Origin of the sequence: Pseudomonas sp. sp1636, from assembly GCF_030376615.1 — a bacterium.
GTDB lineage: Bacteria > Pseudomonadota > Gammaproteobacteria > Pseudomonadales > Pseudomonadaceae > Aquipseudomonas.
Genome location: NZ_JARRAB010000014.1, coordinates 1 through 25,560, shown reverse-complemented (window position 1 = coordinate 25,560; position 25,560 = coordinate 1). Strand labels below are relative to the sequence as shown.

Here is a 25,560-nt window from a genome sequence, read left to right as displayed (position 1 = left end):
AAACGACAGGCTCACATCAAACGATTGCCTCAAACGATTGCCGACTTGGCGGCACGCAAAACGCGGTCAGACAACTCGCCGGGGCCCAGCGCCCGCGCCAACGCCAGCCCCCCTACCATCAGGGCAATATCGGCAAGCACGCTGGGCGCCTCCTCGGCGCTTGCCGACAACTGCGCCACCATCAATTCCAGGTGCTCGGCCAAGGCCGTGCGAAAGCCATCGGGCAAACGTGTCAACTCGCCCAGCGAACTGGGCAGCGGGCAAGCTTGCTCGCTGGCATCGCGGTGCTTGCGCGACAGATAGAACGCCGCCAGCAACGCCCGGCGCTCGTCGGCCGGCAGATCGTTGTCCATCTGCTTGATTAGCTCGCGACGCTGGCCGAGCAACTGCCTGAACGCCTCCAGCATCAGCGCATCCTTGCTCTCGAAATGCGCGTAGAAGCCGCCCACGGTCAGCCCGGCGGCCCCCATCACCTCGCCGACACTCGGCTCGGCGGGACCGCGCCGAACCAGCGCGGCACTTGCCGCAGCCAGGATGCGTTCGCGGGTCTGGGCTTTCTTGTCGTTCATGCTCGCCTCCAAAAATATTACGATTGAAATATTATGCATGTAATAAATTTAAGCAAGGCGAAGACCTTACCGCTGGTCGGCTGCTCTATCGGAAAGGAAAGTCAAAGCAGAAAAACAAAAGGGCCATTCCGTGAAGAATGACCCTTTAAAATCCCGCAGGGCGGGCAAAAATGGCGTCCCCTAGGGGACTCGAACCCCTGTTACCGCCGTGAAAGGGCGGTGTCCTAGGCCACTAGACGAAGGGGACGAAACCTTCGAAAAACAAGGCCAGCGTGAGGAGCCTGTCGGACTTAACGCTGTTCTACTGCGGAAAAGCCGGATTGGTCATTTTTGCCGTTCTTTCTCGTTAAATAGCTAGCTATTCGCCTCGAAAGACCAACAAAACTGACTCAAACCGAGCTTTCCCTCGCTACGAACGGTCAAGTCAGACAGGCTCCCAAGCTGGCCTGTCGTGGAATTGGTGGAGCTAGACGGGATCGAACCGTCGACCTCTTGCATGCCATGCAAGCGCTCTCCCAGCTGAGCTATAGCCCCGGATTTAATGTCTCTCGACGCACAATGCCGAAGCATTGCGGCTGGAAATAATGGCGTCCCCTAGGGGACTCGAACCCCTGTTACCGCCGTGAAAGGGCGGTGTCCTAGGCCACTAGACGAAGGGGACGCAGATACCCTTCAAAACTCAGCCAACTCGAGAGCTGACTGTGGCAAGCCTTGCGGCTTTGAGATTGGTGGAGCTAGACGGGATCGAACCGTCGACCTCTTGCATGCCATGCAAGCGCTCTCCCAGCTGAGCTATAGCCCCATCTCAAGGACGGGGCGCATGTTAAGGGCGCCCCTGGGTACTGTCAACAAAATTTTAACCACTTCCCTGTTTTTTTCTGCTGGCATAACAATCACTTACCCTTGCCCACCGATAACGACCCGATCAAGCGATGGCTGCCAGCAGTTTTTCCCACTCTTTGTTTTCCTTCTTCGACACGCCGCCGAGCAACTCAACGGCCTGGCGCAGACGGAAGCGGGTGAGATCCGGGCCGATAATTTCCATGGCATCGAGTACCGACACCGAACTGGCCTGACCGGTGATAGCCGCGAACATCAGCGGCATGGCGTCACGCAGCTTCAGTTGCAGATGCTCGGCCACCGCCTGGATGCAGCCGGTGATGCGATCTTTTTCCCACTGGCGCAGCGCTTCCAGCTTCCACAGGATCAACTGCATGAGCTGACGCACCTGATCCGGTGCGAGCTTCTTGTGCGCGAACAGTTTGGCGTCGGGGTTAACCCCACCGGCGAAGAAGAAACCGGCCAAAGGAGCGATCTGACTGAAGGTTTCCACCCTGCCCTGCACATGCGGCGCGATCCGCATCAGGTAATCGGAGTTGAACGCCCATTTCTGCGCACCGGCGGCGAACTCCTCGACACTCAGCTCGCGCATCCACTGGCCATTGAGCCAGGACAGTTTCTCCAGGTCGAAGATCGGCCCACCGAGTGACACGCGCTGGATATCGAAATGCTCGACCATCTCGTCGAGGCTGAACTTCTCGCGCTCGTCCGGCATCGACCAACCCATGCGCCCGAGGTAGTTGAGCATGGCCTGGGGCAGGTAACCCATGCGCTCGTAGAAGGTGATCGAGGTCGGGTTCTTGCGCTTGGACAGCTTGCTCTTGTCCGGATTGCGCAGCAGCGGCATGTAGCACAACTGCGGCTTGTCCCAGCCGAAGTATTCATACAGCAGGATCAGCTTGGGCGCCGACGGCAACCACTCCTCGCCGCGCAGCACATGGGTGATGCCCATCAGGTGGTCGTCGACCACGTTGGCCAGGAAATAGGTCGGCAGGCCATCGGTCTTCATCAGCACCTGCATGTCCATGCGATCCCAGGGGATCTCGACCTCGCCGCGGAGCATGTCCGGCACCACGCAGACGCCTTCGCTCGGCACCTTCATGCGCACCACGTTGGGCTCGCCGGCCGCCAGGCGCTGCTGCACCTCAGCGTCAGCCAGGCTCATGCAGTGACCGTCGTAGCGCGGCGTCTGCTTGGCCTCCATCTGCTCGGCGCGGACTTTGTCCAGGCGTTCGGCGCTGCAGAAACAGTGGAAGGCATGGCCCTTGCCCACCAGCTCGGCGCTGTACTTCTGGTAGATATGCCCGCGCTCGCTCTGCCGATACGGGCCATGCGGGCCGCCGACATCCGGGCCTTCGCTCCATTCGATGCCGAGCCAGCGCAAGGCGTCGTAGATTTGCTGTTCCGACTCGCGGGTCGAACGCAACTGATCGGTATCCTCGATACGCAAAATGAATTCGCCACCGTGCTGACGGGCAAAGCACAGGTTGAACAAGGCGATATAGGCGGTGCCTACGTGCGGATCGCCAGTCGGCGACGGCGCGATACGGGTACGGACGGTGGTCATTGAGATTCTCGAAGAAGTGCAGTGAAAGCCGGTTAAGGCGGCGATGTTAACAGGCCTGCCGCCACCGGCTCCAGCGAAGGCGCCCGCTGCATCGGCAGGCAGCCCATCAGAAAATCGAGGAAGGTTTTCACCTTCATCGCCTGAAAGCGCCGGGACGGATAGACCGCATATAACTCGCCGACCGGCAGGCGTGCCCCAGGCAATAGCTGCACCAGGCGCCCATTGCGCAGCGCCTCCTCGCAGATCATGCGCGGCAGCGCGGCGATGCCGGCGCCGGCCAAGGCGACTTCGCGGGCGAAGGTGATGTTGTTGCACGACAGCACGCGCCGGCAGGCAATGTTCTCGCCCAGCAGCGGCCAATAACGCGGCGAGTCGTGGGGCAGCAGGATCGCCCGGTGATCCGTCAACTCAGCAGCAGAGCGCGGCATGCCATGGCTGGCGAGGTAGTTGGGGCTGGCGCATAGGCACCGCTCGGTCTCGAACAGCTTACGCGCGATCAGGGTGGAATCCTGCGGCTGGCCGACCAGAATGGCGATATCGATACCCTCCTCGACCGGATCGACATGCCGCGAGGTCAGCTCCACCTCGGCGGTAATCTGCGGGTATTGACGCATGAAGTCGCCGAGCACCCGCCCGAGAAGCAACTGACCGAACTCGATCGGCGCGGTGATGCGCAATAAGCCCGACGGCGCCTGCTGTAACTGCATGACCGCCTGCTCGGCCTCGGCAAAATCCAACATGATCTGCCGGCAGCGCTCGTAATAGGCCTGGCCGACCTCCGTCAGGCGCAACTTGCGGGTGGTGCGATTGAGCAAACGCACGCCCAAGCGTTCCTCGAGCAAGGCGATGCGCCGGCTGACCGTGGATTTCTGCATGCCCAGTCCCTGGGCCGCCTGGGTAAAGCTGTGGCATTCGACCACGCGGGTAAAGATCAGCGCATCATCCAGCCCCATGACTGTTCCCTATAAGCAACAAAATTGCTGAAGTCTAACGACTGCAGATGTTAAAGGAACACTGCTAAATTCGTTGCCACTTTTGTCCGAGCTCCGAGCGCAGCCATGCCCGCCCAACTGAAACGCCGCCTGTTTGTTGTCTTAGCCGTACTCGGCCTGATCGCGGCAATACTCTTCGCGCACTGGTTGCTGGTCGGACGCTTTCTCGAAAGTACCGACAACGCCTACGCTCAAGGCGAAATCACCCGCGTGTCCAGCCAGCTCGGCGCGCGCATCGAGCAAGTCCTGGTGCAGGACAACCAGCACGTAGCACGAGGCGAACTGCTGGTGATGGTGACCATTTCCTTGATCGCCACCGCCTACGTCCTGCCCGAGGATGCCGGCTCGGCCTCGAGCCTGTTCAACATCCTGCGCAACCTCGGCGGCGCCATCGGCATCGCCGCCAGCATGCTCGCGGTGCTGCTGACCAGGCGCTTGCCCGCGGGCACTACCGGTAGCGCGGCGCATTGATACAAGCGGCTCAGCGCAGATCGCCACGCAACGCCGCCACCTGGGCCTGCAACCGCTGGCGGTCAGCCTGTTCCGGGCTGAGCGGGGCGCCCGCCACCAGCTTGATCCGCGACCACAGGCGCTTGAACAGCCCCTTGCGCGGATCTCGACTGAAGAAGCTGCCCCACAGGCCTTGCAGCGCCATGGGCACCACCGGCACCGGATTTTCCGCGAGGATGCGTTCGATACCGCTCTTGAACTCGTTGATCTCGCCGTCGCCGGTCAACTTGCCCTCCGGGAAGATGCACACCAGCTCGCCAGCCCGCAGGTACTCGGCGATCTTCTTGAACGCCGCGTCGTAAATCAGCAGATCCTCGCTACGCCCGGCAATCGGCACGGTACCGGCGGTGCGGAAGATGAAATTGAGTAGCGGCAGGTTGTAGATCTTGTAATACATGACGAAACGCACCGGCCGACGCACCGCGCCGCCGACCAGCAGCGCGTCGACGAAGGACACATGGTTGCACACCAGCACCGCCGGGCCTTCCTCGGGAATAGCGTCCAGCCCCTGGTGCTCGACCCGGTACAGCGAGTGACCGAGCAACCAGATCAAAAAGCGCATGCTGAATTCCGGCACGACCTTGAAGATGTAACTGCTGACCGCGACGTTCATCAGCGAGATGACCAGAAACAGCTGCGGAATCGACAGTTCGGCGACGCTGAGAAAGAGGATCGAGGCGATTGCCGAGACCACCATGAACAGCGCGTTGAGGATGTTGTTGGCGGCGATCACCCGCGCCCGCTCATGCTCCAGGGTGCGCGACTGGATCAGGGCGTACAGCGGCACTATGTAGAAGCCGCCGAACAAACCGATACCGAGGATCGAGCCGAGAATCCACCAGGCCTGGGCATAACCCAGCACTGCCAGCCAATCGTGGGCCTGCGCCCCCTGGGCGAAGTCGCCGGAATGCCACCAGAGCAGCACGCCGAACAGGGTCAGGCCGATCGAGCCGAAGGGCACCAGGCCGATTTCCACCTTGTGCCCGCTCATCCGCTCGCACAGCATCGAACCCAACGCGATGCCCACCGAGAACACCGTCAGAATCAGGGTCACCACGCTCTCGTCGCCGTACAGCCACTGCTTGGCGTAGGCCGGGATCTGCGTCAGGTAGACCGCACCGAGGAACCAGAACCAGGAGTTGCCAAGCAGCGAACGCGACACCGCAGGCCGCTGCTCGACCAGGCCCAGGCGCATGATGCGCCAGGACTGGCGCAGGATGTTCCAGTCCAGCACCAGCTCCGGCAGCGCCGCATGGGCCCGCGGAATGCCGCGGCTGGCCAGATAGCCGAGCACCGCCACCGTCACCACGGTGGCGGCGACCAGGCTGGCATAGCCGCTGCTGGCCATCATGATGCCGGCGCCGATGGTGCCGGCGAGAATGGCCAGGAAGGTGCCCATCTCCACCAGCGCGTTGCCGCCGACCAATTCCTCTTCGCGCAGGTGCTGCGGCAGAATCGAATACTTGACCGGGCCGAACAGCGCCGACTGGGTGCCCATGCAGAACAGCACGGCGAGCATCAGCGGCAGGTTATTGAGCAGCACTCCGGCGGCGCCGGCGAGCATGATCAGGATCTCGGCGAACTTGATCGCGCGGATCAGGCTGTCCTTGGCGAACTTCTCGCCGAACTGCCCACCGAGCGCGGAAAACAGGAAGAACGGCAGGATGAACAGCAGCGCGCACAGATTGACCAACAGGCTGCTGTCTGCACCGGAACTGAGTTTGTAGAGGATGGCGAGGATCAGCGACTGCTTGAAGATGTTGTCGTTGAAGGCGCCCAACAGCTGGGTCAGGAAAAACGGCAGGAAACGCCTTTTACCGAGCAGGGTGAATTGCGAGTGTGGGGTCATCATCCGTGTACCTGAATAGGGCCGTGCAGGGCCGGGAAAACCGCGAACGCCTCGGCGCCCGTCCAGCATTGGACTGCATCAAGCCCCGGCAAAGCCACAGGCAACGACGATTTTTGCCGGCGAGTTCGCGTGAAGGCCAGGAGTGGCGCCAGCGCCGACGCCCTCCCGCCGCCGACTCAGGCCGACGCGAAACGTCGGCTTCAGAGCGGCAACTGGCCCAGCGCCCAACGCAACAGGAAGAACACCAGCAGACCGCCACCGATGGTCGCCAGCAGATGGCGGGTGACGGCGGCGATGGCGACCGTCGCCAGCCCCGCCAACAGGTAGGCATTGTCCAGGCGCAGCGCCCAGTGCTGGCCGTCCGGCAACAACATGCCCGGCACCACGATGGCGGTGAGTACGGCGGTCGGCACGAAATGCAGACCCTGGCGTACCAGCGGCGCAAAGCGCAGCTCGGGAAAGGCGAACAGGCTGTAGCGAATCGAAAAAGTGATCGCCAGCATGCCCAGGATCAACCACCAGTTATCCATCAGGCCAACTCCTCGACAACCGCTTGATTACAGCGCTCCAACAGCACGCCGACGACGATCCCGCCGAATGCCGCGGCCAGCAAGCCGAGCTTGTACGGCCAGGCATGGCCGGCCAGCGCCAGCGCGCCGGCCACCAGCGCCGCCGCCACCTGCGGACGGTTGCGCAGCATCGGCACGACGATGCCGATAAAGGTCGCCAGCATGGCGAAATCCAGGCCCCAGGCGGCGAGGTTCGGCACGCGCTGGCCGAACAGCACGCCGACCAGGGTGCACAGCTGCCAGTTCAGGTACATGGCCAGCGCCGCACCGAGGAAATACCAGTGCTTGTGCGGCGAGCTGTCCGCGTCGGTGTAGCGATGCAGCACCACCGCGTAGGCCTCGTCGGTCAACCAGAACGCCAGCGGCATGCGCCAGCGCTTGGGCAGATGGCGGACGAAGGGCTGCAGGCTGGCGCTGTACAGGGCGTGCCGCAGGTTGACCACCAGCGTGGTGAGCAGCAGCACGGCCAGGCCGGTGCCGGCGCCGAGCAAACTGATGGCGATAAATTGCGCCGAGCCGGCGAACACCAGCAACGACATGCCGATGGTTTGCCAGGCGCTCAGGCCGGCGGCGCCGGCCAGGCTGCCGAAGATGATGCCGAAGGGCATGGCGCCAAGCAGCATCGGCAGCATGTCGCGCGTGCCCTGGGCGAATTCTTGCGAGCGGGTCATATGGGTTCTCCTCCTGACCCGACAGCCTAGCGCCGCCTCAGCCCAAGGTCTTGAACGATCTTGCGCTGCTGCAGTGCGCCGCCCTCAACCCTGGCAGGCCTTGCGGTACTCGCCGGGAGCGACGCCGTAGGCCTGCTTGAATTGCCGACCCAGGTGGCTCTGGTCGGCGAAGCCCAGCTGCATGGCCACGCTCAGCGGCGCGCAACCGCCCTTGAGCAGGACACGCGCCCGCTCCAGGCGTCGCTGCTGCAGCCAGGCATGCGGCGGCAGGCCGGTGGCACGGCGAAATACCCGGGCGAAGTGGAACGGCGACAGGTTGACCGCCGCCGCCAGCTGCTCCAGCGACGGCGGTTCGGCGAGCTGGCTGTTGAGCAATTCCTTGGCCCGCGCCACCGCCTGCGGCTCACGCCCGGGAAGCGGCGCCTGGGGGATACGCGCATGGCGCTGAAACAGCAACAGAATCGCCTCGCGCCAAGCGGTCTGCTGCTGCAAGGCACTGGCATCGCCTTCGAGCAAGCGGTGCAGACGCGCAAACATCCGATGCAACTGCAGGTCGTACAGCACACTACTGGCAAACCCCGGCTGACCGCTACTCGCCAAGCCCAGCTCGTCCAGCACGCCATTGACCTGGGCCACCTGCGGATAGAAGGCGCGATAGTGCCAGCCGGCATCGCCGGCCTTGGCACAGGAATGCACCTCATCCGGGTTGATCAGGATCATCCCGCCGGTGGGCGCCAGATGCTCGCTCCCCAGATGACGAAAGCGGTGGGCGCCCCGCTCGATCACCGCGAAGACGAAACTGTCGTGTACGTGAGGCGAAAAGCGCTGTTCCACATAATGGGCGTGCAGCAACTCGACCCCACCGAGCTCGCGGGACTGCCAGAAACGGGTCTGTTCGGTACTGTCCTGGGCCATCGCTCAAGCGCTGAAGCGCGCCTCCAGTTGTTGCTTGATGGCCGGCCAATCCTGGTCGGTGATGCTGTACAGCACGCTGTCGTCCAGGCGCCCGTCGGCCAGCCGGCGATGGTTGCGCAGCACGCCTTCGCGCTGGGCGCCGAGTTTTTCGATGGCGCGCTGCGAGCGCAGGTTGCTGGCGGCGGTTTTCAACTGCACCCGCACCATGCACCAGTTCTCGAAGGCGTGGCGCAGCATCAGGTACTTGACCATGGCGTTCAGGCCGGTGCCGTGCTGGCGGTGATCGAGCCAGGTCCAGCCGATCTCGGCGGCGGGCAGTGCCGGCATGAAGTCGCCGAAACGGGTGGTGCCCACCAACTGCTCGCCGAGGCGAATGACGAACGGCAACGCCTTGCCTTCGCGTTGCTCGAGCAGGCCCTGGCGGTACCAATCCAGACGCTGGGTGCCACTCATGTGGATCAGCTCCTGACGATTGGCTTCGGCCAAGGCCACCAGCGCCGGAATATCGGCATCGAGCATCGGTTCGACACGCAGCGCTCCGCGCTGCAGGGTAATCAGTTGCGGCTTGAACATGGGCTCCCTCCTCTGACTAGGCGCAAGCGCGCCACGCTAACAGGGCGGACGCCCGGCCACAATTACCAAACGGTAGCAGCCCACTGGCTTTCGCCCCTGCCTGCGACCTTGGTCGCGCCTGACGGCACGGGGCTTTGCTGCGACACTGTTGGGGATTCATTTGAAGTATTGTCTGCTCTTGGCGGGCGCTGTGATCAGCACCTGAATTAAGACCGGATAAGTTCCACCTAGTTTGCTGCCGGAGCACTCATGTCGTTGTCCAGCGGGCTGATCGCAGCGGTCGCCTTGATCTACATGGCCATTCTCTTCGCCATCGCCTTCTATGGCGACCGCCGCCGCGCGCCCTTGCCGCCGCGCATGCGCGCCTGGGTCTACAGCCTGTCGCTGGCGGTCTATTGCACCAGTTGGACCTTCTTCGGCGCGGTCGGCCAGGCCACCGAGCAGCTCTGGTCGTTCCTGCCGATCTACCTGGGGCCGATCATCCTCATGCTGTTCGCCCCCTGGGTGCTGCAGAAGATGGTGATGATCAGCAAAGAGGAGAACATCACCTCCATCGCCGACTTCATCGCCGCGCGCTACGGCAAATCCCAGACCCTGGCGATAGTGGTGGCGCTGATTTGCCTGGTCGGCGTGCTGCCCTATATCGCCCTGCAACTCAAGGGCATCGTCCTCGGGGTCAACCTGCTGATCGGTGCCGGCGCCGACTCCACCGGCATCCGCGCCCAAGACACCGCGCTGATCGTATCGCTGGTTCTGGCGCTGTTCACCATCCTGTTCGGCACCCGCAACCTGGACGTCACCGAACACCACCGCGGCATGGTGCTGGCGATCGCCTTCGAGTCGCTGGTCAAGCTGCTGGCCTTCCTGTCTGTCGGCGCCTTCGTCACCTATGGCCTGTACAACGGTTTCGGCGACCTGTTCGAGCAGGCCCGCAGTACTCCCGCCCTCGATGATTTCTGGGCCGAGGCGGTGAACTGGCCGGCGATGCTGGCGCTGACCGGCATGTCGATGATCGCCATCATCTGCCTGCCGCGGCAGTTCCATGTCGCCGTGGTGGAAAACATCGAGCCGCAGGACCTGCGCCTGGCCCGCTGGGTGTTCCCGATCTATCTGGTGCTCGCCGCCCTGTTCGTCGTACCGATCGCCCTGGCCGGGCAGATGCTGCTGCCGGCCGGGGTGACCCCGGACTCTTTCGTCATCAGCCTGCCGCTGGCCCAGGCGCACCCGACTCTGGCCGTACTGGCCTTCATCGGCGGCGCCTCGGCCGCCACCGGCATGGTCATAGTCGCGTCCGTCGCCTTGTCGACCATGATCTCCAACGACATGTTACTGCCCTGGCTGTTACGGCGGCAGACCACCGAACGGCCGTTCGAGGCCTTTCGCCACTGGATGCTCACGGCGCGCCGGGTCAGCATCGTGCTGATCCTGCTGCTGGCTTACGTGTGCTACCGCCTGCTCGGTTCCAACGCCAGCCTGGCGACCATCGGCCAGGTCTCGTTCGCCGCCATCGCCCAGTTGGCACCGGCGATGTTCGGCGCCCTGATCTGGAAGCAGGCCAACCGCCGCGGGGTGTTCGCCGGACTGGCCGTCGGCTCGCTGCTGTGGTTCTACAGCCTGGTATTGCCCCTGGTGGCACGCAGCCTGGGCTGGCCGCTGGAAAGCTTCCCCGGCCTGCGGGGCCTGCTCTACACGCCGATCGGCTTCGAAGTCGACGCCCTGACCCGCGGCGTGGTGCTGTCGCTGGCCGGCAACGTCACCCTGTTCGCCTGGGTCTCCTACTTCTCCCGCACGCGCGTCTCCGAACACTGGCAGGCCGGGCGCTTCATCGGCCACGATTTCGGTGCCAAGCCAAGCAGCCGCAGCCTACTGGCGGTGCAGGTCAACGACTTGCTGCTCCTCGCCAGCCGCTTCGTCGGCGAGGAGCGCGCGCAGCAGAGCTTCATGCGCTGCGCCTACCGCCAGGGGCAAAGCTTCAACCCCAATCTGCCGGCCAACAGCGAGTGGATTGCCCACACCGAGCGCCTGCTCGCCGGCGTACTCGGCGCCTCCTCGACCCGCGCAGTGGTCAAGGCGGCCATCGAGGGGCGCGAGATGCAGGTCGAGGATGTGGTGCGCATCGCCGACGAAGCCAGCGAGGTGCTGCAGTTCAACCGCGCCCTGCTGCAGGGCGCGATCGAGAACATCACCCAGGGCATCAGCGTGGTCGACCAGGCGCTGCGCCTGGTGGCCTGGAACCAGCGCTACCTCGAGCTGTTCGACTACCCCGACGGCCAGGTCTATGTCGGCCGGCCGATTGGCCAGCTGATCCGCTTCAACGCCGAGCGCGGCCTGCTCGGCGCTGACGACGTGGATATCGAAGAAAGCGTCGCCCGGCGCCTGCACTGGATGCGTCAAGGCACGCCACACAGCTACGAACGCACCTTCCCCAACGGCCGGGTGATCGAGTTGATCGGCAACCCGATGCCCGGTGGCGGCTTCGTCATGAGCTTCACCGACATCACCGAATTCCGCGAGGCCGAGCAGGCACTCAAGGAGGCCAACGAAAGCCTGGAACAACGGGTGGCCGAGCGCACCCATGAGTTGTCGCAACTGAACCAGGCGCTGATCGAGGCCAAGGGCGTGGCCGAGGCCGCCAACCAGTCGAAAACCCGCTTTCTCGCCGCCGTCAGCCACGACCTGATGCAGCCGCTGAACGCCGCGCGGCTGTTCTCCGCCGCCCTCTCCCACCAGGACGACGCGTTACCGCACGAGGCCCAGGAACTGGTGCGCCACCTGGACAGCTCGTTGCGTTCGGCGGAAGACCTGATCAGCGACCTGCTGGACATCTCGCGCCTGGAAAATGGCCGCATCACCCCGGAGCGCAACGCCTTCGAGCTCAACTCACTGCTCGACACCCTGGGCGCCGAGTTCAAGGTTCTGGCGGCCGAGCAAGGCGTCGACTTCCGCTTGCGCGGCAGCCGCCTGCGCGTGGACAGCGACAGCAAGCTGTTGCGCCGGGTGCTGCAGAACTTCCTCACCAACGCCTTCCGCTACGCCAAGGGCCGCGTGCTGCTGGGCGTACGCCGCGCAGGCGGGCAGCTGCGCCTGGAAGTCTGGGATCGCGGCCCGGGCATCCCGCACGACAAGCTCAAGGTCATCTTCGAAGAATTCAAGCGCCTGGACAGCCACCAGACCCGCGCCGAGAAAGGCCTCGGCCTCGGCCTGGCGATTGCCGACGGCCTGTGCCGGGTACTCGAACACAAACTGGAGGTGCGCTCCTGGCCGGGCAAGGGCAGCGTGTTCAGCGTCAGCGTGCCGCTGGCGCGCACCCCGCTGGCCAAGCCCAAGTCGGCCAGCGCCGAACTCAATGGCCAGTCGCTGACCGGCAGCCAGGTGTTGTGCATCGACAACGAGGACAGCATCCTCACCGGCATGCACAGCCTGCTGTCACGCTGGGGCTGCCAGGTGTGGACCGCCCGCAACCGCCTGGAATGCGAGCACCTGCTCGGCGAAGATGTGCGCCCGCACCTGGCCCTGGTCGACTACCACCTCGACGAAGGCGAGACCGGCACCGAGTTGATGGCCTGGCTGCGCACCCGTTTAGGCGAGCCGGTGCCCGGTGTGGTGATCAGCGCCGACGGCCGCCCCGAACTGATCGCCGAGGTGCATGCCGCCGGCCTCGACTACCTGGCCAAGCCGGTCAAACCGGCCGCCTTGCGCGCCCTGCTCAGCCGCCACCTGACCCTGCGCTGAACGGCCAGCGGGATGAAATCCGGACAACCCATCGCCGCGATTGGCGTTGCGCCGCGCCCACGTTCCTGACCTGGCGCAATGCGGCGCAGCGCCAACTGGCTAGACTGCCAGCATACCGCCCGCTCAAGGACGCGCCATGCCCGAGGCCCTGGATACCCTGCTGAACTTCGCCAGCGCCCTGGCTGCTGGCCTGTTGATCGGCGCCGAACGCGGCTGGCAGCAGCGCAATATCGAAGACGGCCGCTTCGCCGCCGGCATCCGCACCTTCGCCCTGAGCGGGCTGCTCGGCGGCTTTGCCCTGCTGCTCGGCGAACGCTTCGGGGTCGCCGCCTGGGCAGTGATCTTCGCCAGCTTCGCCGCCCTGGTGATCGCCTCCTACTTCGGCGACCTGCAACGCCAGGGCGACCTGGGCATGACCAGCGAGGTGGCGCTGCTGATCACCTTCCTCCTCGGCAGCCTGGCGGTCGCCGGCCACCCGCCGCTGGCCGCCGCCGGCGCCGTGGCGGTGGCCTTGCTGCTGAGCCTCAAGCGGGTGCTGCACGGTTCGCTGCAGCGGCTCAGCGAGGCCGAGCTGTCCGGCGTTCTGAAACTGCTGTTCATCTCCCTGGTGCTGCTGCCAGCCCTACCCAATAAGGGCTATGGCCCCTGGCAGGCCTTCAACCCCTATATCTTCTGGTGGATGGTGGTGCTGATCGCCGCCATCGGCTTCATCGGCTATGTGGCGATTCGCCTGGCCGGCAACCGCCATGGCCTGATGCTGACCGCCCTATTGGGCAGCATCGTGTCCTCCACCGCCATGACCGTCACCCTCGCCCGCCTGCATCATGGCCGCGACCTGCAGGCCCTGCTGGCCGCGGGGCTATTGGCGACCTCGGCGCTGATGTTCCCGCGCGTGCTGCTGGAGGTCGGCCTGGTCAATTCCCGCCTGCTGCCGCAGCTGATCTGGCCGCTGGGCGTGGCGACCCTGTGCTATGCGCTCGGCGCGCTGGGCTACTTCCGCATCGCCAGCCACACACCGCAAGAAAACGCCGAGCCGGCGCTGCAGAACCCGTTCGAGATCGGCCCGGCGCTGCGCTTCGGCGCACTCTTGCTGCTGATCCTGTTCCTGGTCGAAGCGGCGCGACACTGGCTCGGCGATGTCGGCGTGTACCTGGTCGCCCTGCTCGCCGGGCTTACCGATGTCGACGCCATCACCCTGTCCCTGGCACGCAGCGCCGGGGCCGAGCTGAATGCCCAGGTGGCGGTGCAAGGCATCTTCCTCGCGGTGCTGAGCAACAGCCTGGTAAAGGGACTGCTGATTGGCCTGATCGGCGGGCGCCAGTTGGCGCTGCGCACCTTGCCGGTGATGGCCGTCGGCCTGCTGGCGGGGCTCGGGGTATTGTGGCTGGTCTGAGCGCGGACGCATCCTTATGGCCGGTTGGCGCCATTGCCCGCGCGGTTCACTCGCCCACCTCGTCCAGCAGCGGCACACCGGCGGCCTGTTCGAGCAGCTCGGCGGGCAGGCTCTTGCTCGCCCGGGCGCCGAGCAGCTTGAGGTTCTCCACCCGGCCGACGATATTGCCGCGACCCTCGCAGAGTTTGTTGCGCGCCGCGGCGTAGGCCTTGTCCAGCTGCTGCAGGCGCGCGCCGACTTCGTCCAGATCCTGGATGAAGGCGACGAACTTGTCGTACAAGGCCCCGGCGCGCTCGGCGATCTCACGCGCGTTCTGGCCTTGCCGCTCCTGGCGCCAGAGGCTGTCGATCAGCCGCAGGGTCGCCAGCAGGGTAGTCGGGCTGACGATCACGATGTGCTGCTCGAAGGCTTCCTGGAGCAGCCCACTGTCGGCCTGCAGGGCGGCGGCGAAAGCCGCCTCGATCGGCACGAACAACAACACGAAATCCAGGCTGTGCAACCCTTCCAGGCGCTGGTAATCCTTCAGCGACAAGCCCTTCAGATGACCACGCAACGACAGCACATGCTGCTTCAGGGCCTGTTGCCGGGCGGGTTCGTCTGCACCGGCGATGTATTGCTGGTAGGCCGTCAGGCTGACCTTGGCATCCACCACCACCTGGCGGTCGCCGGGTAGCTGGATCAGCACATCGGGTTGAAAGCGTTGGCCGTCGGCACTCTTCAGACTGACCTGGGTCTGGTACTCGCGCCCCTTTTCCAGCCCGGCCTGCTCCAGCACCCGTTCCAGCACCAGTTCGCCCCAGTTGCCCTGGGTTTTCTGGCCTTTCAGGGCGCGCGTCAGGTTGGTCGCTTCATCGCCCAGACGCTGATTGAGCTGTTGTAAGCGCTCAAGCTCCTTGCCCAGCGAGAAACGCTCGCGGGCTTCCTGCCGGTAGCTCTCCTCGACGCGTTGTTCAAAGGACTGGATGCGCTCCTTGAGCGGATCGAGCAACTGGCCAAGGCGCTGCTGGCTGGTCTCGGCAAAGCGTTGCTCGCGCTCGTCGAAGATCTTCCCGGCCAACTCGGCGAACTGGGCGCGCAGCTCATCGCGCGAGCCTTGCAGGTCGTCCAGGCGCTGTTGATGACTCGCCTGCTGCTCACGTAACTCGGCACTCAGGCCCGCGCGCTCGGCGCCCAGACGACGCAGTTCGGCTTCCTGCTGTTCGCGTTGCTGGTGCCAGGCCAGGGCGGCGTCGCGGGCGATCTGCCGTTCGTGCTGGAGCAGTTCGCTCTCGCGCCGTTTGGCCGCCAACTCGGCTTGCTGATCGGCCTTGATCTCGCTGATCTCGGCGAGCTCCTGGCGGCACTCTTCGAGCTGCGCACTCAAGCCGGCCTGGGCCAACTGCGCAGCGCTCAGGCGCTCCTGCAGCAGGCCGGTTTCGAATTGCGCAGCGGCCGCCCGCCGTTGCAGCGACCAGGCCAACGCCAGCAACGGCAGGCCGGCAGCGACCAGGCCGAACAGCAGCGCAGGGAGCTGGGAAAGTAAATCGATTGGCATAAGCGGCTCCGCGCAAGATTGCCGGGCAGTATACCCAGCCCGGCCCCACGCAGAACCCTGAGACGGGGATCAGAGGCCGGTCAGCAACTGCTCGGCTTCAGCCGAACCCTGCGCCGCCGCCAGCTCCAGCCAGTGGCGCGCCTGCAGCGCTGCATTGCTGCGTGGCTGGCTATACAGCCGCCCCAGCTCCAGCTGGGCGCAACGATCGCCGGAACGTGCAGCCTGACGCAGCAATTCGAGGCCGATACGCCGGTCGCGGGTATTGCCACAGTCGCGGCAGAGCAATTGCCCCAGCCGACTCTGAGCCAGCACCACACCCTGCCGCGCCGGCTGCTTGAGCAACTGGCCGGCGAAGCGTTTGACGCTTGCTGCATGACCGAAGTGCGGGCTGTCCAGCAGCCAGAGCGCAACCCGCATCGGCAAGCGAGGGTTAACAGGGGACGTTGCAGCGGATAAACGAGGCAATGCGCGTGACCTAAGCAGCAGCTGAAGCGGGAAAGGCGCGCACTCTACTCCTTTTTTCGCCGAGGTAAAGCCCGGACAAGCCCGCCCCAAGGAGGATCGCAGCACAGCTTTGCGACAATCCACAGAAGCTGTGGATAACTCAGTGGATAACATGGGCGCAAGCCGCCTGATCACCTATGCCATGGGGCCTGGGGTCAAACTGATGATTTTTTCACCAACGCAAAAAAATCATATTTTTCATTGACTTAAAAAATATTCATACGGAATCAAGGATTTACATCAATCACAAATTCAGCCTTGACAAGGCGCAGCGCAATTGTGCACAAGTTTTTCCACCGGCCGGCCAGAACGCTCTATTTAGGGGCCTGTCCCGAGCAGGACTGGCCCTCAGGCGGTCTTCCCGGAGGAATACCGCCAGGTCTCGACGCAGCTCCGCAACACAAGCGTTTGCGGCGGCAAAGGCCAGCCGCCAAGCACGCCCGGGGGCGACGCTCGATAGCCACTTTTTGGGTATTTGCCGACATATTGCGGCTAAACAAACGGCTATCGCGGCCAGGTTCAGCGACATAGCCGACGACCGGCACACTGGTTCTGCAACCACCCGCCAACGCTTGATTGGCAGCCCCTGACTCATGGGTTAACGTCCAGGCAGCACCCTGCCCTTACCACAATGGAAATGTACTCATGATCAGCCGGCGTTCCGGGCTGCGAATCATCAGCGTACTCACGCTGCTGGTGCTGTTAGGCGGTTACGGCTATTTCAGTTGGCTGCGTTTGCTCGAGCAGCATGCGATTCGCCAGCTCGAGTGGCAGGGACTCAGCCTATCGCTCACCGGCATCGACCTGGCGCACCTCGCCCTGCAACAGCATGGCAACCCCGGCGTGGCAGCAGTAGAGGCGCAGCGACTGCATCTGGATTGGCGGCAATTCAGCCTCGCCCCGCCCTTCTTCCAGCATATTCGCTTGCAACGGCTCGCCGTGACCTGGCAACCCGCCGCGCAGAGCAGCGCCGTGCAACCCACCAGCACCGAGTTGGATCGGCAGCAGTTGGCAGCAGCCCTCGCCTGGCTGCCGCTCAGCCTGCGCGTCGATGAGGTCGTCGCCGAGCTGCCCTGCGCCAGCGGACGCTGCAGCCTGCAAGGCGACCTGCAACTGACCCAGCAGCAAACTGCCCGGCGGGCACTGCAGCTGCAGCTCAACCTGCAACACCGCGAGCAACAGCTGGCCTGGCGCGCACAGCTACAGGGCGACGCTCAGGCGGCGGCCCTGCAACTGAGCCTGGCAGTCGACGGACAACGCCAACTGAGCCTGCACAGCAGCCTGCGCGACAGCCCTGCCGGGCCGTTATGGAGCGGCCAGCTGAGTGCGCCCGATCTCAGCCAGGCCGTGACCCTGCAAGACTGGCTCAGCGAGTGGCTGCTCGCCCCTGACGCACGACTGCCCAGCGCCCCGAGCGCGGCGCGACTAACGGCGAATTGGCAACTGCAGCTAACGACCGGCAGCCTGAACCTGGAGCAACTGCGCCGCGCCAGTGGCCGATTCGACGCCAGCGCCAGCCTGCCTCAACCCTGGCCCATCCCCGGTGCCGGTCAGGTGCAAGGCGACTTCAGCGTCAGCGCCCGCGGCGTCGAGGGGCAATGGTTCGCCGAAGGCCTGGAAGCCGACCTGCAGCTCAAGCAACTGCCCGCCGAGTGGCTAAGCGCACTGCCGCTAACCTTGCACCCCGACGCGCTGCACCTGCGCATTCAACCCGCCAGCCCACTCAGCGAGCTACCCGGCAACCTGGCCGAGCGCTCGCTGCCGTTGGCGCTCAGCCTGACCAGTAGCGGCGCCAGCCAACTCGAGCTGCAGGCCAGGCTGGCCCTGGCCAACGCACCGCCCTGGGCCGTGCAGCTGGACAACGCGCAGCTCAGCGTCGACAGCCCGGGCTTGGCTGTCGACGACTGGAAACTCCGCGACCTGCAAGCCAGGCTGCACTTCAACGGCTACCTGGACACCGAACAACTGCGCCTCGACCTGAGCCCAGACTCGCAACTCGAACTGGGCGAACTGAGCACTGCCGAGCTGCGTCTGCTGCAGCTCGGTGCGACCTCCCGGGACTTGCAGCTGCACGCGCAGCACCAGGCCGGCACCTTGCAGGCGTGGCACTTGCACGGTTCGGCCAGCTTGGCCACCCAGCGCCTCGAACAGGCCAGCCTCGAGCCACAGGGCTGGCGCTGGCAAGGCACGCTAGCGGCCAGCCCGCAACGGCTCGAGCTGAGCGGCCAGGTGGCGGCAGATGCCGATCTGCAGCTGGCCGTGCAACTGCAACACACCAGCAGCAAGGGCCTGCAGCTGAAGGCGCAGCTGACTGAAGTGTTTCTGCGTGCCGGCAATCCGCTGGCTAAGATCCTGACCGATTGGCCGGCGCTGCTCGACCTCAACAACGGCCGCCTGAGCGGCGACGCCAGCCTCAACCTCGCCCCGGGCCGCGCCTCGCCCGCTATCCAGCTCAACCTCAGCGGCCAAGGCCTGGCCGGCATCTATGACCGTAGCGAGCTCAGCGGCCTGGACGCGCGCCTGCAACTGCGCCTCGATCAGCGCCAGCTCCATCTCGAGCTGAGCGAGCTGCGCCTGGAACAAGTCGACCCGGGCATACCCATCGGCCCGACACTGCTACGCGCCACCTACAAGGCCGCACGCGCCCAGCCGAGCCGGGGCTTGCTCGAGCTGCAACAGGCCCAGGCCTCGGTAATGGGCGGTACGCTCTGGCTCAACCCCGGCCAGTGGGATCTGCAGCAGTCCAGCCTGGTATTCCCCCTGCACCTGCAAGGTCTCGACCTCAATCAGTTCTTCACCCTCTACCCGGCCGAGGGCCTGGCGGGCAGCGGCCTCATCGACGGTCAACTGCCGCTGAGCATCAGCCCCGCCGGTGTCGAGATCGAACAGGGCCAGCTGCTGGCGCGCGCCCCGGGCGGGCGCCTGGAATTTCATTCGGAGCGCATCAGGGCACTGGGCCGCAGCAACCCGACCATGCAACTGGTGACGCAATCTTTGGAAAACTTCCACTACACGACACTGCGCAGCCAGGTCAATTATGCTCGACAAGGCAAATTACAGCTGGCCATGCGCCTGGAAGGGCGCAACCCGGCCATCGAACAGGGCTATCCGATCCACTTCAACATCAACCTGGAGGAAGACATCCCGACCCTGTTGGCCAGCCTGCAATTGACCGATAAAGTGAACGCGATCATCAAGCAACGGGTGCAGCAGCGTATGCTGGAACGCAATGCGGCATCCCCCAAGGAACCTTAGCCAAGGAGAAGCGCCATGCGCTTGCGTAGTTGTTTCGCGGCCCTGTTGATGGGCCTGCTGAGCGCGGCCTGTACCCCGACGGTACAGCTGGCGGCGCCCAAAGAGCCGATCAACATCAACCTCAACGTAAAGATCGAGCACGAAATCTATATCAAGGTGGACAAGGCACTGGACAGCATGTTCAGCGAGTCCAGCGGACTGTTCTAAGGAGCCACACCATGACCCTGACCAAACGAATCGCCAGCCTGTTCCTGTTGCTCAGCCTGAGCCTGCCGGTGCTGGCCCTGAACCTCAACGAAGCCATGTCCGCCCTCGGCGCTGCCAAGGCCAGCGGCCAGCTCGGCGAAATGCCCAACGGTTACCTCGGCGTAGTCAAGTCGGGCGCCGGCGCAGACGAAATCGCGCGCCTGATCAACCAGGCGCGCCGCGCCGAATACCAGAAACTGGCGACCCAGAACGGCATCCAGCGCAGCGACGTGGAAGCCATCGCCGGCCAGAAAGCCATCGACAAGACCCCACCGGGCCAGTACATCCAGCTGCAAGGGCAGTGGCGGCGCAAATAGCCAGACGGCCACGCAACCCGCGAACACGGAGAAACCCCTGAAGCACAAACTTCAGGGGTTTTTAACAGGCCAGCAATGGCCTGCTGCACACCTCGGCGTGAGCTCGCTCGCCCTTATCCCGCAAGCCCGCATGAACCTCTCTCGAACCAACCCGAGCCCCTTCTCGCTGCAAAATCCGTAATGCCTGCCGCCCCTTGAGGCCTGACATGCCGATCTTCGATCGGCCTCAAGCAGGATCTGCCGGATCGGCGGATCGCGCACAAGGTAAGCGCGGCGTACAGGGTGCGCTGCGCCACCAGGGTGCCTTGTCCTTGCGTAACAGCTTGTTATGTTCCGGCTAGCTCCAAATGAAGCAAAGGGAATGGATTACCTTGCCCATCCAATGGCGAACGACCAATTACGTTAAACCCTAAGCGCTTATAAAAACCAATCGCATCGGGGTTTTGCTCATTTACATCTACTTTGTGTGCAGCCTGATTCTTTATGGCATGCCTAAGCAATAACGAACCAATACCTTTATGCCTATAGTCGGGCGAGATAAATAGCATTTCGACATTGCACTCTGCCACCCCAATAAAACCAACAATTTCGCTATTTTCATTTTTAGCCACTCGCAGATCTACCGCATCAAAATAACGCTCAAGCAACAATGGTTTTAATGATGCAATATTTTCGTCACTTAAAAAATCATGGGTGGCACGAACAGATGACTCCCAAATCTCAATTAATGCGAAATAATCGGCTTTCGTGGCGGTATCAATATGCATGCTGAACCTTTAACAAAAATAACGATTAAGCCAAGGATCGGGCTTTAAATGACATGAGCCGATTCAGTGTAATCAAGCCCCCTTACCCCTTACTTGTAGGCTCCGGCAAGGCCAACTTTATATCCGGCGCGCTTAAGAAGCTTGGTCGCCTTTCCATTTATAACCAGCAACGTAATAATATTTACAAGCGGAACTATCATAAGAATGACAACAATGATTTTTAGCCATATAGAGGCTCCCATGCCTTTCCCAAGCAAAAATAAACCATAAATAGCCATGCCGAGAGCAATGAAAGCAAACAACCCCAAGAGTGGGTTTAACTGAGTTAGCGCGGTAGAGGCAAAGTTAGTCAAAATCGCAAAAATTATGAATTTCTGGCCTATTCTGACTGCATTTACCCCGACGCTATCATTCAACAAGCCTGCTGAAAGATTACTCTGCGGTGGGCTATATGGGTTTTCCATGGATTTCTCCTGCATTGCCTAACGTAAAGATTAAGGGACATCACACGAAGCGAGCGACTTAAATCGCTTATCATACTTCACCATTGCACATTGATTGCACCCAGCTGTACTTTCCCACCGACTCCCATATCTTCGGGGTATCTAACATCTCTTGACGCGACGATTTTCCCATTGCACGAAACTTTTATTTGGTAAATTGCCGAGTATGGCGAGACAGTGAAGTCGGCACTGAAATTTCCGCTTACCCCGCGAGTTCTCCAACGTGGTGTTTTTTCTTCGCTGTTTAAATTCAGGGAAAGCAAGCAGGTTTCATTGACTGCCAGGCCAGTTAACTCTCCTTTGACCAAAAACATCCCGTCACCAATTAAAATGCATGAAGAAACAATCATGGTAAGACCTAAAGCGATTAGGTATCGCATGATAATGTGGTTCCTTGGTGGTGCATGGCGTTTGAATTAACCGGCTGGCACGGCTTTATCGCACCAGCCGGTGTTGAATGATGGGCGAGGCCACATGTATAACGTCCTATTCGGCAGCCCTATCCGGATTTTCCAGACTTTTTCTGAGCATTTCCCAAAAATGCCCTCGGATGTGATGCGCAACAACATCTAGATGCTGCAAGCGAGTGTAGCTTGTGCCAGGTTTCCGATAAGGAATAATGACAATACGCTCGTCGAGGGCGTGTGCTTCAATAAGTTTCTGCGCTTTTCTGAATCGCCGAATAAGCTGATCTATGGATTGCCCCCGAAGCCTCAGCACACCTTCTCGATTAACCTCTCCCAACGAACCTCGCGGAGGGTCAGGCGGCTCCCCTTTTGCAAGTAGCACCAAGTTTTTTGCGAAGCTCTCATGCCAAGCAACCAGATGCGCAAGCATATCCTTCATGTCCCAGCGGGGATTTACCGGCCGGGACAGATCAAACACGGGTATTCTGAACAACTGAATTATGTCTTCAACCGCACAGTGAACATTATGCAGGGCGAATCGAATGTTGAGATCTAGCTCGCTCTCAGTTGGTGCACCTCTGATACCAAAGGCTTTTTGCTTCATGAAAATGCCCCCGACTTCTACGCTGACTTTGTCTAACGTTTAGGTTAAGGGCGGCGGCACGCCGTCCCAGTGAGCGAAGCGAACGGTTTTAACCAGTTGTTAGGCCACAGCTGATTATTCTGTAAAACGTTCGCACTTGTGGCCTGCGAAAGTATCAAAGACACGACGGTGAGCGTGGTACGACCATTGATCCTGGCGCTCATAGTAGCCGGCTACCCAAGCTTGTAGGTTGTCCAGCATTTCATCTTGAGCGCGCTTGGACGAATATTTATGAGGTTCCCATGGGCGATGTCGATTGTGCTCAAGACAGGCCTCAAGACCAGGGTTAAGAAAGATCAGTTCAGAGCAATGATTAGCGGCTGCTTCAATGAGCTCGCCGTAACAGCCCTCAATAACCCAATGTTCGTGAGAGGCAAGAAATGCTTGAAGTGACTGGCTCACAGCTTCTGCTGTCCGCGGAACGGCGATCTTGCCGGGCTCCCATACGATTGAATCAAGATCGAGATGGGCCAACCCGTGATCTTGAACTAGACCCCGAGCAAGCGTGGACTTTCCAGAACCGGAGTTGCCAAAGATAAGAACTTTCATTAGGCCTAACGTTTGGTTAAGGGCCGGGCTTTAGCCGGCCCGAGTGAGCGAAGCGAACGACTTGAGCCACTAGTTATGAGCCATTTTTGGTTAGTCGAGTAAAAGGGCCAAAACAGCTTTCTAATGACTCACTTTGACACATGATGAATTGTTCTTTTGAAGAATTAAAGAGAATAAAAATCACAACTTCGTCACCCGCAGGAGTGCTGCCGCCGGCACAGTCATGCTTGCCATTATTATTTGTTATTGTGTTTTTTATTTTATAAAATCCTGATGGGAGCGGGGCAGGTGATATTTCATATTTACTTTCGCCCTCCTCCTCCGCACTCGCATATGTTCTTGTGCCATTGGGATGAAATTCGTACCTTTCATTACAGTTGATTTGAGTTGCGGTGAATTGCCATGCTCCCAAAATCGGGTGATCTATTGTTGGTAGCACATCATTTATTTTTTCAGTGCAGCCGTACAGAGAAAGAAAAGTGATCAAAATGGCGAATAGGCGCATGTATGGTTCCTAACGTTTGGTTAAGGGCGGGCTTTAGCCCGTCCCAGTGAGCGAAGCGAACGATTTGAATACCAGTAGTTAGGTGCTTTGCATGCGGTCTTCATAGTGGTGCCATATACGCAAGATCACGACAGTTTCGGTATGAGTTGCATACCGAATTACGTATTTTCCGAAAACTGCGTCACGAATTACTTTTGGGTCTGGAGCTAATTCGACTGCGCGGCCCATTGTCAGGAATAGGCGAAGATTCTCGATGCGCGCAATAAGCTCTGTTGCTACACGTGCGGCGGCAAGGGGATCTTTTTCAGCAATGAATGCCCGGAGACGAACCAAATCTGCGACGGATTCTTCTGAATAGACCAGTTTCATTGGCCCGCCTTCGGCGGTGGCAGTTCATTGGAGCTGCCCCAGCTTTGGAGCCAGGTGTTCACTGCTTCACCGGACACAACCTTGCCTTGTGCTACGGACTCCATGGCTTGTAGCGTTTCCTGCCAGCGGCTTTGCTCTAATGTCTGGCGCTCAAAAAATTCTCTAAGCGCTTGATTTATAAGCCAGCTTTTACTCCGATGAAGCTTTTCGGCCATGGCTCCAAGACTTTCTTCGAGTTCAGGTTGTAGCCGGACGGTTGTGACGCTCATTGGGATGCCCTCCATACTGGTGAATGCAATGTATTACATGGTATTCACCGGGGCAAGCGAGCGTTGACGGATGGTGGGCCAAAGCATCTAACGTTTGGTTAAGGGGCGGGCTTTAGCCAATCCCGAGTGAGCGCAGCAAACGGTTTGAACGCTGTCAGGCCCGCACACCAGAGAAATTGACCCAGTTACAGCGCTGGGCCGTCGAGACCGCAGCCCGTATCGGCCACAACAAGGCGGCCGTGGCCCTGGCCAACAAACTGGTCAGGATTTGCTGGGCGGTGTGGTGCCATGAGCGACGTTTCAGTGGTGACTGGCAAAGCGTAAAGCCCGCCTGACGGCGGGTGTAATCAGAAAGGAATAGTGGTTTTCTTGTGGTTGTGGTGAGCAGCAACACTGTCGGAACAGGCGAGTCCTGCAGCGGAATAAGGCCGATAACAATCATGATCTTCGTGATCGATTGAACGCTTGGCCCCCCGCTGCGCGAACTACAGAGTGGCCAGGGCGGTGAAGCCCAAAACAGGCCGGATATACGAATGCAACCGCGCTGACGACAGGGGTAAAAGAAAAGCTTTGCTCACTGCTTGTGGGGAGAGTCCATATACCAATTGTTATGCGCTATTACTCGCTAATAATTATTTGTTGTATTTCACGCTCGGGATCGGTTGGTGATCCAAAGTTCCATTTCGGTAGTGGTGCTAGCAGTAGCGCAGCCCAGCCACCTATGGTAGTTATTTTAAAATTCCCAAGCGATACAATTTCTTGCTGATCTAAGGATGTGGTGATACTCGTTGCGCTATATGCGTATACGCAGTGAGTGGGTATTATCCCCAGTGTGAGTACAAACATCATTGGTTCAAAGCACTGAAATCCACCAGGATATAGATTTTCTTTTGTAACGGTTATTTGGTTGCCCGCATCGATTTTAGTTTTCGTTGCGGAAGCGTTATCGGCTCTTTCAACTTTGTAAGTTGCACAGCCGTTCAAGAGAATCGTCAAGGCAACGCTGATTATTTTATTCATAGTGCATAACGTTTGGTTAAGGGGCCGGCTTTAGCCGGTCCCGAGTGAGCGAAGCGAACGACTTGAACCAGTAGTTAGATGTGGCCACTCGCTAGTAAAGCTTTATCTCTAGGACCAACTCGGTCAGTCTGTGAGGAATTCCAAGTGTGGTTAATTCTTGCGATAGTTCGCTTATATTTTGTTGTCTGTGGCCATGGGTAAATTCTTTGTTTTCAATTTTTTCCCAATAGAATTGTGCAGGAATTATAAAGTGGGCAATTTGCCCGTAGTGGAACGGTTGCCCCCAAACTCCACCGTCGGCCGTGTAACTCTCATAAATATCATGCTCATCTGGAAGACCACTTTTCCAGTAATTTATGTCTGAGCTCAAGCTTTGAAACGTAGTCCAGGCACACCAAGATTTGCTTGCCCATGAAACGGGCGCTCCTTGCCCAAGGATGCGTCGCGCGGTTTTTAGAAATTCTTGCCACTGTGCATTAGTCATGAGCTGCA

Annotated in this window: 25 protein-coding genes, 4 tRNA genes and 2 pseudogenes; 7 read left to right on the top strand and 24 right to left on the bottom strand. The window is 61.0% G+C overall.

Translation table 11 applies throughout. The features are described 5' to 3' along the window. Positions 1 to 29 precede the first annotated feature (29 nt). The 7 genes from P8H27_RS14580 to P8H27_RS14550 all read right to left on the bottom strand — a co-directional run bounded on the left by P8H27_RS14580 (position 30) and on the right by P8H27_RS14550 (position 3,929). Positions 30 to 569 carry a TetR/AcrR family transcriptional regulator gene (locus P8H27_RS14580; protein WP_289638288.1) on the bottom strand — a complete coding sequence of 180 codons (540 nt, stop codon included), beginning with the start codon at positions 567 to 569 and terminating at the stop codon, positions 30 to 32. 171 nt (positions 570 to 740) lie between these two features. Then, a tRNA-Glu gene (locus tag P8H27_RS14575) sits at positions 741 to 816 on the bottom strand. A gap of 211 nt (positions 817 to 1,027) precedes the next feature. After that, positions 1,028 to 1,103, bottom strand: a tRNA-Ala gene (locus P8H27_RS14570). Between the two features lie 51 nt (positions 1,104 to 1,154). Then, positions 1,155 to 1,230 (bottom strand) — tRNA-Glu (locus tag P8H27_RS14565). Positions 1,231 to 1,295: 65 nt separating this feature from the next. After that, positions 1,296 to 1,371, bottom strand: a tRNA-Ala gene (locus P8H27_RS14560). A 123-nt stretch (positions 1,372 to 1,494) separates the two neighbouring features. Further along, positions 1,495 to 2,976: a glutamate--tRNA ligase gene (gene gltX, locus P8H27_RS14555; protein ID WP_289638287.1), complete on the bottom strand. Its 1,482-nt coding sequence runs from the start codon at positions 2,974 to 2,976 to the stop codon at positions 1,495 to 1,497. A gap of 32 nt (positions 2,977 to 3,008) precedes the next feature. After that, on the bottom strand, positions 3,009 to 3,929 hold the full coding sequence (locus P8H27_RS14550; protein WP_289638286.1) for a LysR family transcriptional regulator: 921 nt from the start codon (positions 3,927 to 3,929) through the stop codon (positions 3,009 to 3,011). A 105-nt stretch (positions 3,930 to 4,034) separates the two neighbouring features. On the opposite strand from P8H27_RS14550, the pseudogene P8H27_RS14545 reads away from it, so the two are divergent. After that, positions 4,035 to 4,403: pseudogene (locus P8H27_RS14545) on the top strand (biotin/lipoyl-binding protein); the annotation flags it as partial. 46 nt (positions 4,404 to 4,449) lie between these two features. Here P8H27_RS14545 and P8H27_RS14540 read toward each other — a convergent pair. The 5 genes from P8H27_RS14540 to P8H27_RS14520 all read right to left on the bottom strand — a co-directional run bounded on the left by P8H27_RS14540 (position 4,450) and on the right by P8H27_RS14520 (position 9,055). After that, positions 4,450 to 6,327: an MFS transporter gene (locus P8H27_RS14540; protein ID WP_289638399.1), complete on the bottom strand. Its 1,878-nt coding sequence runs from the start codon at positions 6,325 to 6,327 to the stop codon at positions 4,450 to 4,452. 200 nt (positions 6,328 to 6,527) lie between these two features. Beyond that, positions 6,528 to 6,857, bottom strand: coding sequence for an AzlD domain-containing protein (locus P8H27_RS14535; protein WP_289638285.1), 330 nt, complete (start codon positions 6,855 to 6,857; stop codon positions 6,528 to 6,530). Beyond that, a complete protein-coding gene (locus P8H27_RS14530) occupies positions 6,857 to 7,567 on the bottom strand; it encodes an AzlC family ABC transporter permease (RefSeq protein ID WP_289638284.1) in 711 nt (236 codons plus the stop codon). The genes P8H27_RS14535 and P8H27_RS14530 overlap by 1 nt, the downstream gene beginning before the upstream one ends. An 84-nt stretch (positions 7,568 to 7,651) precedes the next feature. Continuing rightward, on the bottom strand, positions 7,652 to 8,482 hold the full coding sequence (locus P8H27_RS14525; RefSeq protein ID WP_289638283.1) for an AraC family transcriptional regulator: 831 nt from the start codon (positions 8,480 to 8,482) through the stop codon (positions 7,652 to 7,654). A 3-nt stretch (positions 8,483 to 8,485) separates the two neighbouring features. Beyond that, complete coding sequence (locus tag P8H27_RS14520) at positions 8,486 to 9,055, bottom strand: GNAT family N-acetyltransferase (protein ID WP_289638282.1); 570 nt, start codon at positions 9,053 to 9,055, stop codon at positions 8,486 to 8,488. A gap of 249 nt (positions 9,056 to 9,304) precedes the next feature. Here P8H27_RS14520 and P8H27_RS14515 point away from each other — a divergent pair, with 249 nt between their 5' ends. Together P8H27_RS14515 and P8H27_RS14510 are read left to right on the top strand one after the other, a co-directional pair. Continuing rightward, a complete protein-coding gene (locus P8H27_RS14515) occupies positions 9,305 to 12,787 on the top strand; it encodes a PAS domain-containing hybrid sensor histidine kinase/response regulator (protein ID WP_289638281.1) in 3,483 nt (1,160 codons plus the stop codon). 136 nt (positions 12,788 to 12,923) lie between these two features. Continuing rightward, positions 12,924 to 14,180, top strand: a complete 1,257-nt coding sequence (locus P8H27_RS14510; RefSeq protein WP_289638280.1) for an MgtC/SapB family protein — start codon at positions 12,924 to 12,926, stop codon at positions 14,178 to 14,180. Between the two features lie 46 nt (positions 14,181 to 14,226). Here the strand turns inward: P8H27_RS14510 and rmuC are convergent, their stop codons facing one another. Together rmuC and P8H27_RS14500 are read right to left on the bottom strand one after the other, a co-directional pair. Next, positions 14,227 to 15,588: a DNA recombination protein RmuC gene (gene rmuC / locus P8H27_RS14505; protein WP_289638398.1), complete on the bottom strand. Its 1,362-nt coding sequence runs from the start codon at positions 15,586 to 15,588 to the stop codon at positions 14,227 to 14,229. A gap of 195 nt (positions 15,589 to 15,783) precedes the next feature. Next, positions 15,784 to 16,131, bottom strand: a complete 348-nt coding sequence (locus P8H27_RS14500) for a tetratricopeptide repeat protein (protein ID WP_289638279.1) — start codon at positions 16,129 to 16,131, stop codon at positions 15,784 to 15,786. Positions 16,132 to 16,863: 732 nt separating this feature from the next. On the opposite strand from P8H27_RS14500, the gene P8H27_RS14495 reads away from it, so the two are divergent. From P8H27_RS14495 to P8H27_RS14485, 3 genes are read left to right on the top strand one after another with little or no spacing between them, the layout of a single operon-like run. Further along, complete coding sequence (locus P8H27_RS14495) at positions 16,864 to 19,473, top strand: YdbH domain-containing protein (RefSeq protein ID WP_289638278.1); 2,610 nt, start codon at positions 16,864 to 16,866, stop codon at positions 19,471 to 19,473. 15 nt (positions 19,474 to 19,488) lie between these two features. Beyond that, positions 19,489 to 19,680 carry a YnbE family lipoprotein gene (locus P8H27_RS14490; protein WP_289638277.1) on the top strand — a complete coding sequence of 64 codons (192 nt, stop codon included), beginning with the start codon at positions 19,489 to 19,491 and terminating at the stop codon, positions 19,678 to 19,680. A gap of 11 nt (positions 19,681 to 19,691) precedes the next feature. Continuing rightward, a complete protein-coding gene (locus P8H27_RS14485) occupies positions 19,692 to 20,036 on the top strand; it encodes a YdbL family protein (RefSeq protein ID WP_289638276.1) in 345 nt (114 codons plus the stop codon). Positions 20,037 to 20,362: 326 nt separating this feature from the next. Here the strand turns inward: P8H27_RS14485 and P8H27_RS14480 are convergent, their stop codons facing one another. The 8 genes from P8H27_RS14480 to P8H27_RS14445 all read right to left on the bottom strand — a co-directional run bounded on the left by P8H27_RS14480 (position 20,363) and on the right by P8H27_RS14445 (position 24,048). Next, entirely contained in the window at positions 20,363 to 20,803 is a 441-nt protein-coding gene (locus P8H27_RS14480) for an acetyltransferase (RefSeq protein ID WP_289638275.1), read from the bottom strand. Positions 20,804 to 20,892: 89 nt separating this feature from the next. Next, positions 20,893 to 21,267 (bottom strand): hypothetical protein, encoded by a 375-nt coding sequence (locus P8H27_RS14475; RefSeq protein WP_289638274.1) that lies wholly within the window; start codon positions 21,265 to 21,267, stop codon positions 20,893 to 20,895. Between the two features lie 77 nt (positions 21,268 to 21,344). Beyond that, entirely contained in the window at positions 21,345 to 21,686 is a 342-nt protein-coding gene (locus P8H27_RS14470; RefSeq protein WP_289638273.1) for a hypothetical protein, read from the bottom strand. 106 nt (positions 21,687 to 21,792) lie between these two features. Then, on the bottom strand, positions 21,793 to 22,317 hold the full coding sequence (locus tag P8H27_RS14465; protein ID WP_289638272.1) for a DinB family protein: 525 nt from the start codon (positions 22,315 to 22,317) through the stop codon (positions 21,793 to 21,795). A gap of 114 nt (positions 22,318 to 22,431) precedes the next feature. Beyond that, positions 22,432 to 22,905 (bottom strand): AAA family ATPase, encoded by a 474-nt coding sequence (locus P8H27_RS14460; protein WP_289638271.1) that lies wholly within the window; start codon positions 22,903 to 22,905, stop codon positions 22,432 to 22,434. Between the two features lie 73 nt (positions 22,906 to 22,978). After that, positions 22,979 to 23,410 (bottom strand): hypothetical protein, encoded by a 432-nt coding sequence (locus P8H27_RS14455; RefSeq protein WP_289638270.1) that lies wholly within the window; start codon positions 23,408 to 23,410, stop codon positions 22,979 to 22,981. A gap of 78 nt (positions 23,411 to 23,488) precedes the next feature. After that, positions 23,489 to 23,779, bottom strand: a complete 291-nt coding sequence (locus tag P8H27_RS14450; protein WP_289638269.1) for a type II toxin-antitoxin system RelE/ParE family toxin — start codon at positions 23,777 to 23,779, stop codon at positions 23,489 to 23,491. Beyond that, positions 23,776 to 24,048 carry a CopG family ribbon-helix-helix protein gene (locus P8H27_RS14445; protein WP_289638268.1) on the bottom strand — a complete coding sequence of 91 codons (273 nt, stop codon included), beginning with the start codon at positions 24,046 to 24,048 and terminating at the stop codon, positions 23,776 to 23,778. The genes P8H27_RS14450 and P8H27_RS14445 overlap by 4 nt, the downstream gene beginning before the upstream one ends. 146 nt (positions 24,049 to 24,194) lie before the next feature. Between P8H27_RS14445 and P8H27_RS14440 the strand changes: the two are divergent. Further along, a pseudogene (locus P8H27_RS14440) lies at positions 24,195 to 24,383 on the top strand (IS110 family transposase); the annotation flags it as partial. Positions 24,384 to 24,666: 283 nt separating this feature from the next. Here P8H27_RS14440 and P8H27_RS14435 read toward each other — a convergent pair. Then, the gene (locus tag P8H27_RS14435) at positions 24,667 to 25,068 is read right to left on the bottom strand and encodes a hypothetical protein (protein ID WP_289638267.1); all 402 of its coding nucleotides are present in this window, start codon (positions 25,066 to 25,068) and stop codon (positions 24,667 to 24,669) included. A 91-nt stretch (positions 25,069 to 25,159) separates the two neighbouring features. Beyond that, on the bottom strand, positions 25,160 to 25,560 hold a 401-nt coding region (locus P8H27_RS14430), incomplete at its 5' end, for a hypothetical protein (protein WP_289638266.1).

Excerpts from the sequence above, each read along its gene's own strand:
- P8H27_RS14525 (WP_289638283.1), bottom strand. The coding sequence starts at position 8,482 with ATGGCCCAGGACAGTACCGAACAGACCCGTTTCTGGCAGTCCCGCGAG.
- P8H27_RS14535 (WP_289638285.1), bottom strand. The coding sequence starts at position 6,857 with ATGGATAACTGGTGGTTGATCCTGGGCATGCTGGCGATCACTTTTTCG.
- P8H27_RS14520 (WP_289638282.1), bottom strand. The coding sequence starts at position 9,055 with ATGTTCAAGCCGCAACTGATTACCCTGCAGCGCGGAGCGCTGCGTGTC.
- P8H27_RS14455 (WP_289638270.1), bottom strand. The coding sequence starts at position 23,410 with ATGCGCCTATTCGCCATTTTGATCACTTTTCTTTCTCTGTACGGCTGC.
- P8H27_RS14540 (WP_289638399.1), bottom strand. The coding sequence starts at position 6,327 with ATGACCCCACACTCGCAATTCACCCTGCTCGGTAAAAGGCGTTTCCTG.
- P8H27_RS14580 (WP_289638288.1), bottom strand. The coding sequence starts at position 569 with ATGAACGACAAGAAAGCCCAGACCCGCGAACGCATCCTGGCTGCGGCA.
- P8H27_RS14485 (WP_289638276.1), top strand. The coding sequence starts at position 19,692 with ATGACCCTGACCAAACGAATCGCCAGCCTGTTCCTGTTGCTCAGCCTG.
- P8H27_RS14460 (WP_289638271.1), bottom strand. The coding sequence starts at position 22,905 with ATGAAAGTTCTTATCTTTGGCAACTCCGGTTCTGGAAAGTCCACGCTT.
- P8H27_RS14500 (WP_289638279.1), bottom strand. The coding sequence starts at position 16,131 with ATGCGGGTTGCGCTCTGGCTGCTGGACAGCCCGCACTTCGGTCATGCA.
- P8H27_RS14470 (WP_289638273.1), bottom strand. The coding sequence starts at position 21,686 with ATGCGATACCTAATCGCTTTAGGTCTTACCATGATTGTTTCTTCATGC.
- P8H27_RS14465 (WP_289638272.1), bottom strand. The coding sequence starts at position 22,317 with ATGAAGCAAAAAGCCTTTGGTATCAGAGGTGCACCAACTGAGAGCGAG.
- P8H27_RS14435 (WP_289638267.1), bottom strand. The coding sequence starts at position 25,068 with ATGAATAAAATAATCAGCGTTGCCTTGACGATTCTCTTGAACGGCTGT.
- P8H27_RS14530 (WP_289638284.1), bottom strand. The coding sequence starts at position 7,567 with ATGACCCGCTCGCAAGAATTCGCCCAGGGCACGCGCGACATGCTGCCG.
- P8H27_RS14445 (WP_289638268.1), bottom strand. The coding sequence starts at position 24,048 with ATGAGCGTCACAACCGTCCGGCTACAACCTGAACTCGAAGAAAGTCTT.
- P8H27_RS14490 (WP_289638277.1), top strand. The coding sequence starts at position 19,489 with ATGCGCTTGCGTAGTTGTTTCGCGGCCCTGTTGATGGGCCTGCTGAGC.
- P8H27_RS14510 (WP_289638280.1), top strand. The coding sequence starts at position 12,924 with ATGCCCGAGGCCCTGGATACCCTGCTGAACTTCGCCAGCGCCCTGGCT.
- gltX (WP_289638287.1), bottom strand. The coding sequence starts at position 2,976 with ATGACCACCGTCCGTACCCGTATCGCGCCGTCGCCGACTGGCGATCCG.
- P8H27_RS14475 (WP_289638274.1), bottom strand. The coding sequence starts at position 21,267 with ATGGAAAACCCATATAGCCCACCGCAGAGTAATCTTTCAGCAGGCTTG.
- P8H27_RS14495 (WP_289638278.1), top strand. The coding sequence starts at position 16,864 with ATGATCAGCCGGCGTTCCGGGCTGCGAATCATCAGCGTACTCACGCTG.
- P8H27_RS14515 (WP_289638281.1), top strand. The coding sequence starts at position 9,305 with ATGTCGTTGTCCAGCGGGCTGATCGCAGCGGTCGCCTTGATCTACATG.
- P8H27_RS14450 (WP_289638269.1), bottom strand. The coding sequence starts at position 23,779 with ATGAAACTGGTCTATTCAGAAGAATCCGTCGCAGATTTGGTTCGTCTC.
- P8H27_RS14550 (WP_289638286.1), bottom strand. The coding sequence starts at position 3,929 with ATGGGGCTGGATGATGCGCTGATCTTTACCCGCGTGGTCGAATGCCAC.
- P8H27_RS14480 (WP_289638275.1), bottom strand. The coding sequence starts at position 20,803 with ATGCATATTGATACCGCCACGAAAGCCGATTATTTCGCATTAATTGAG.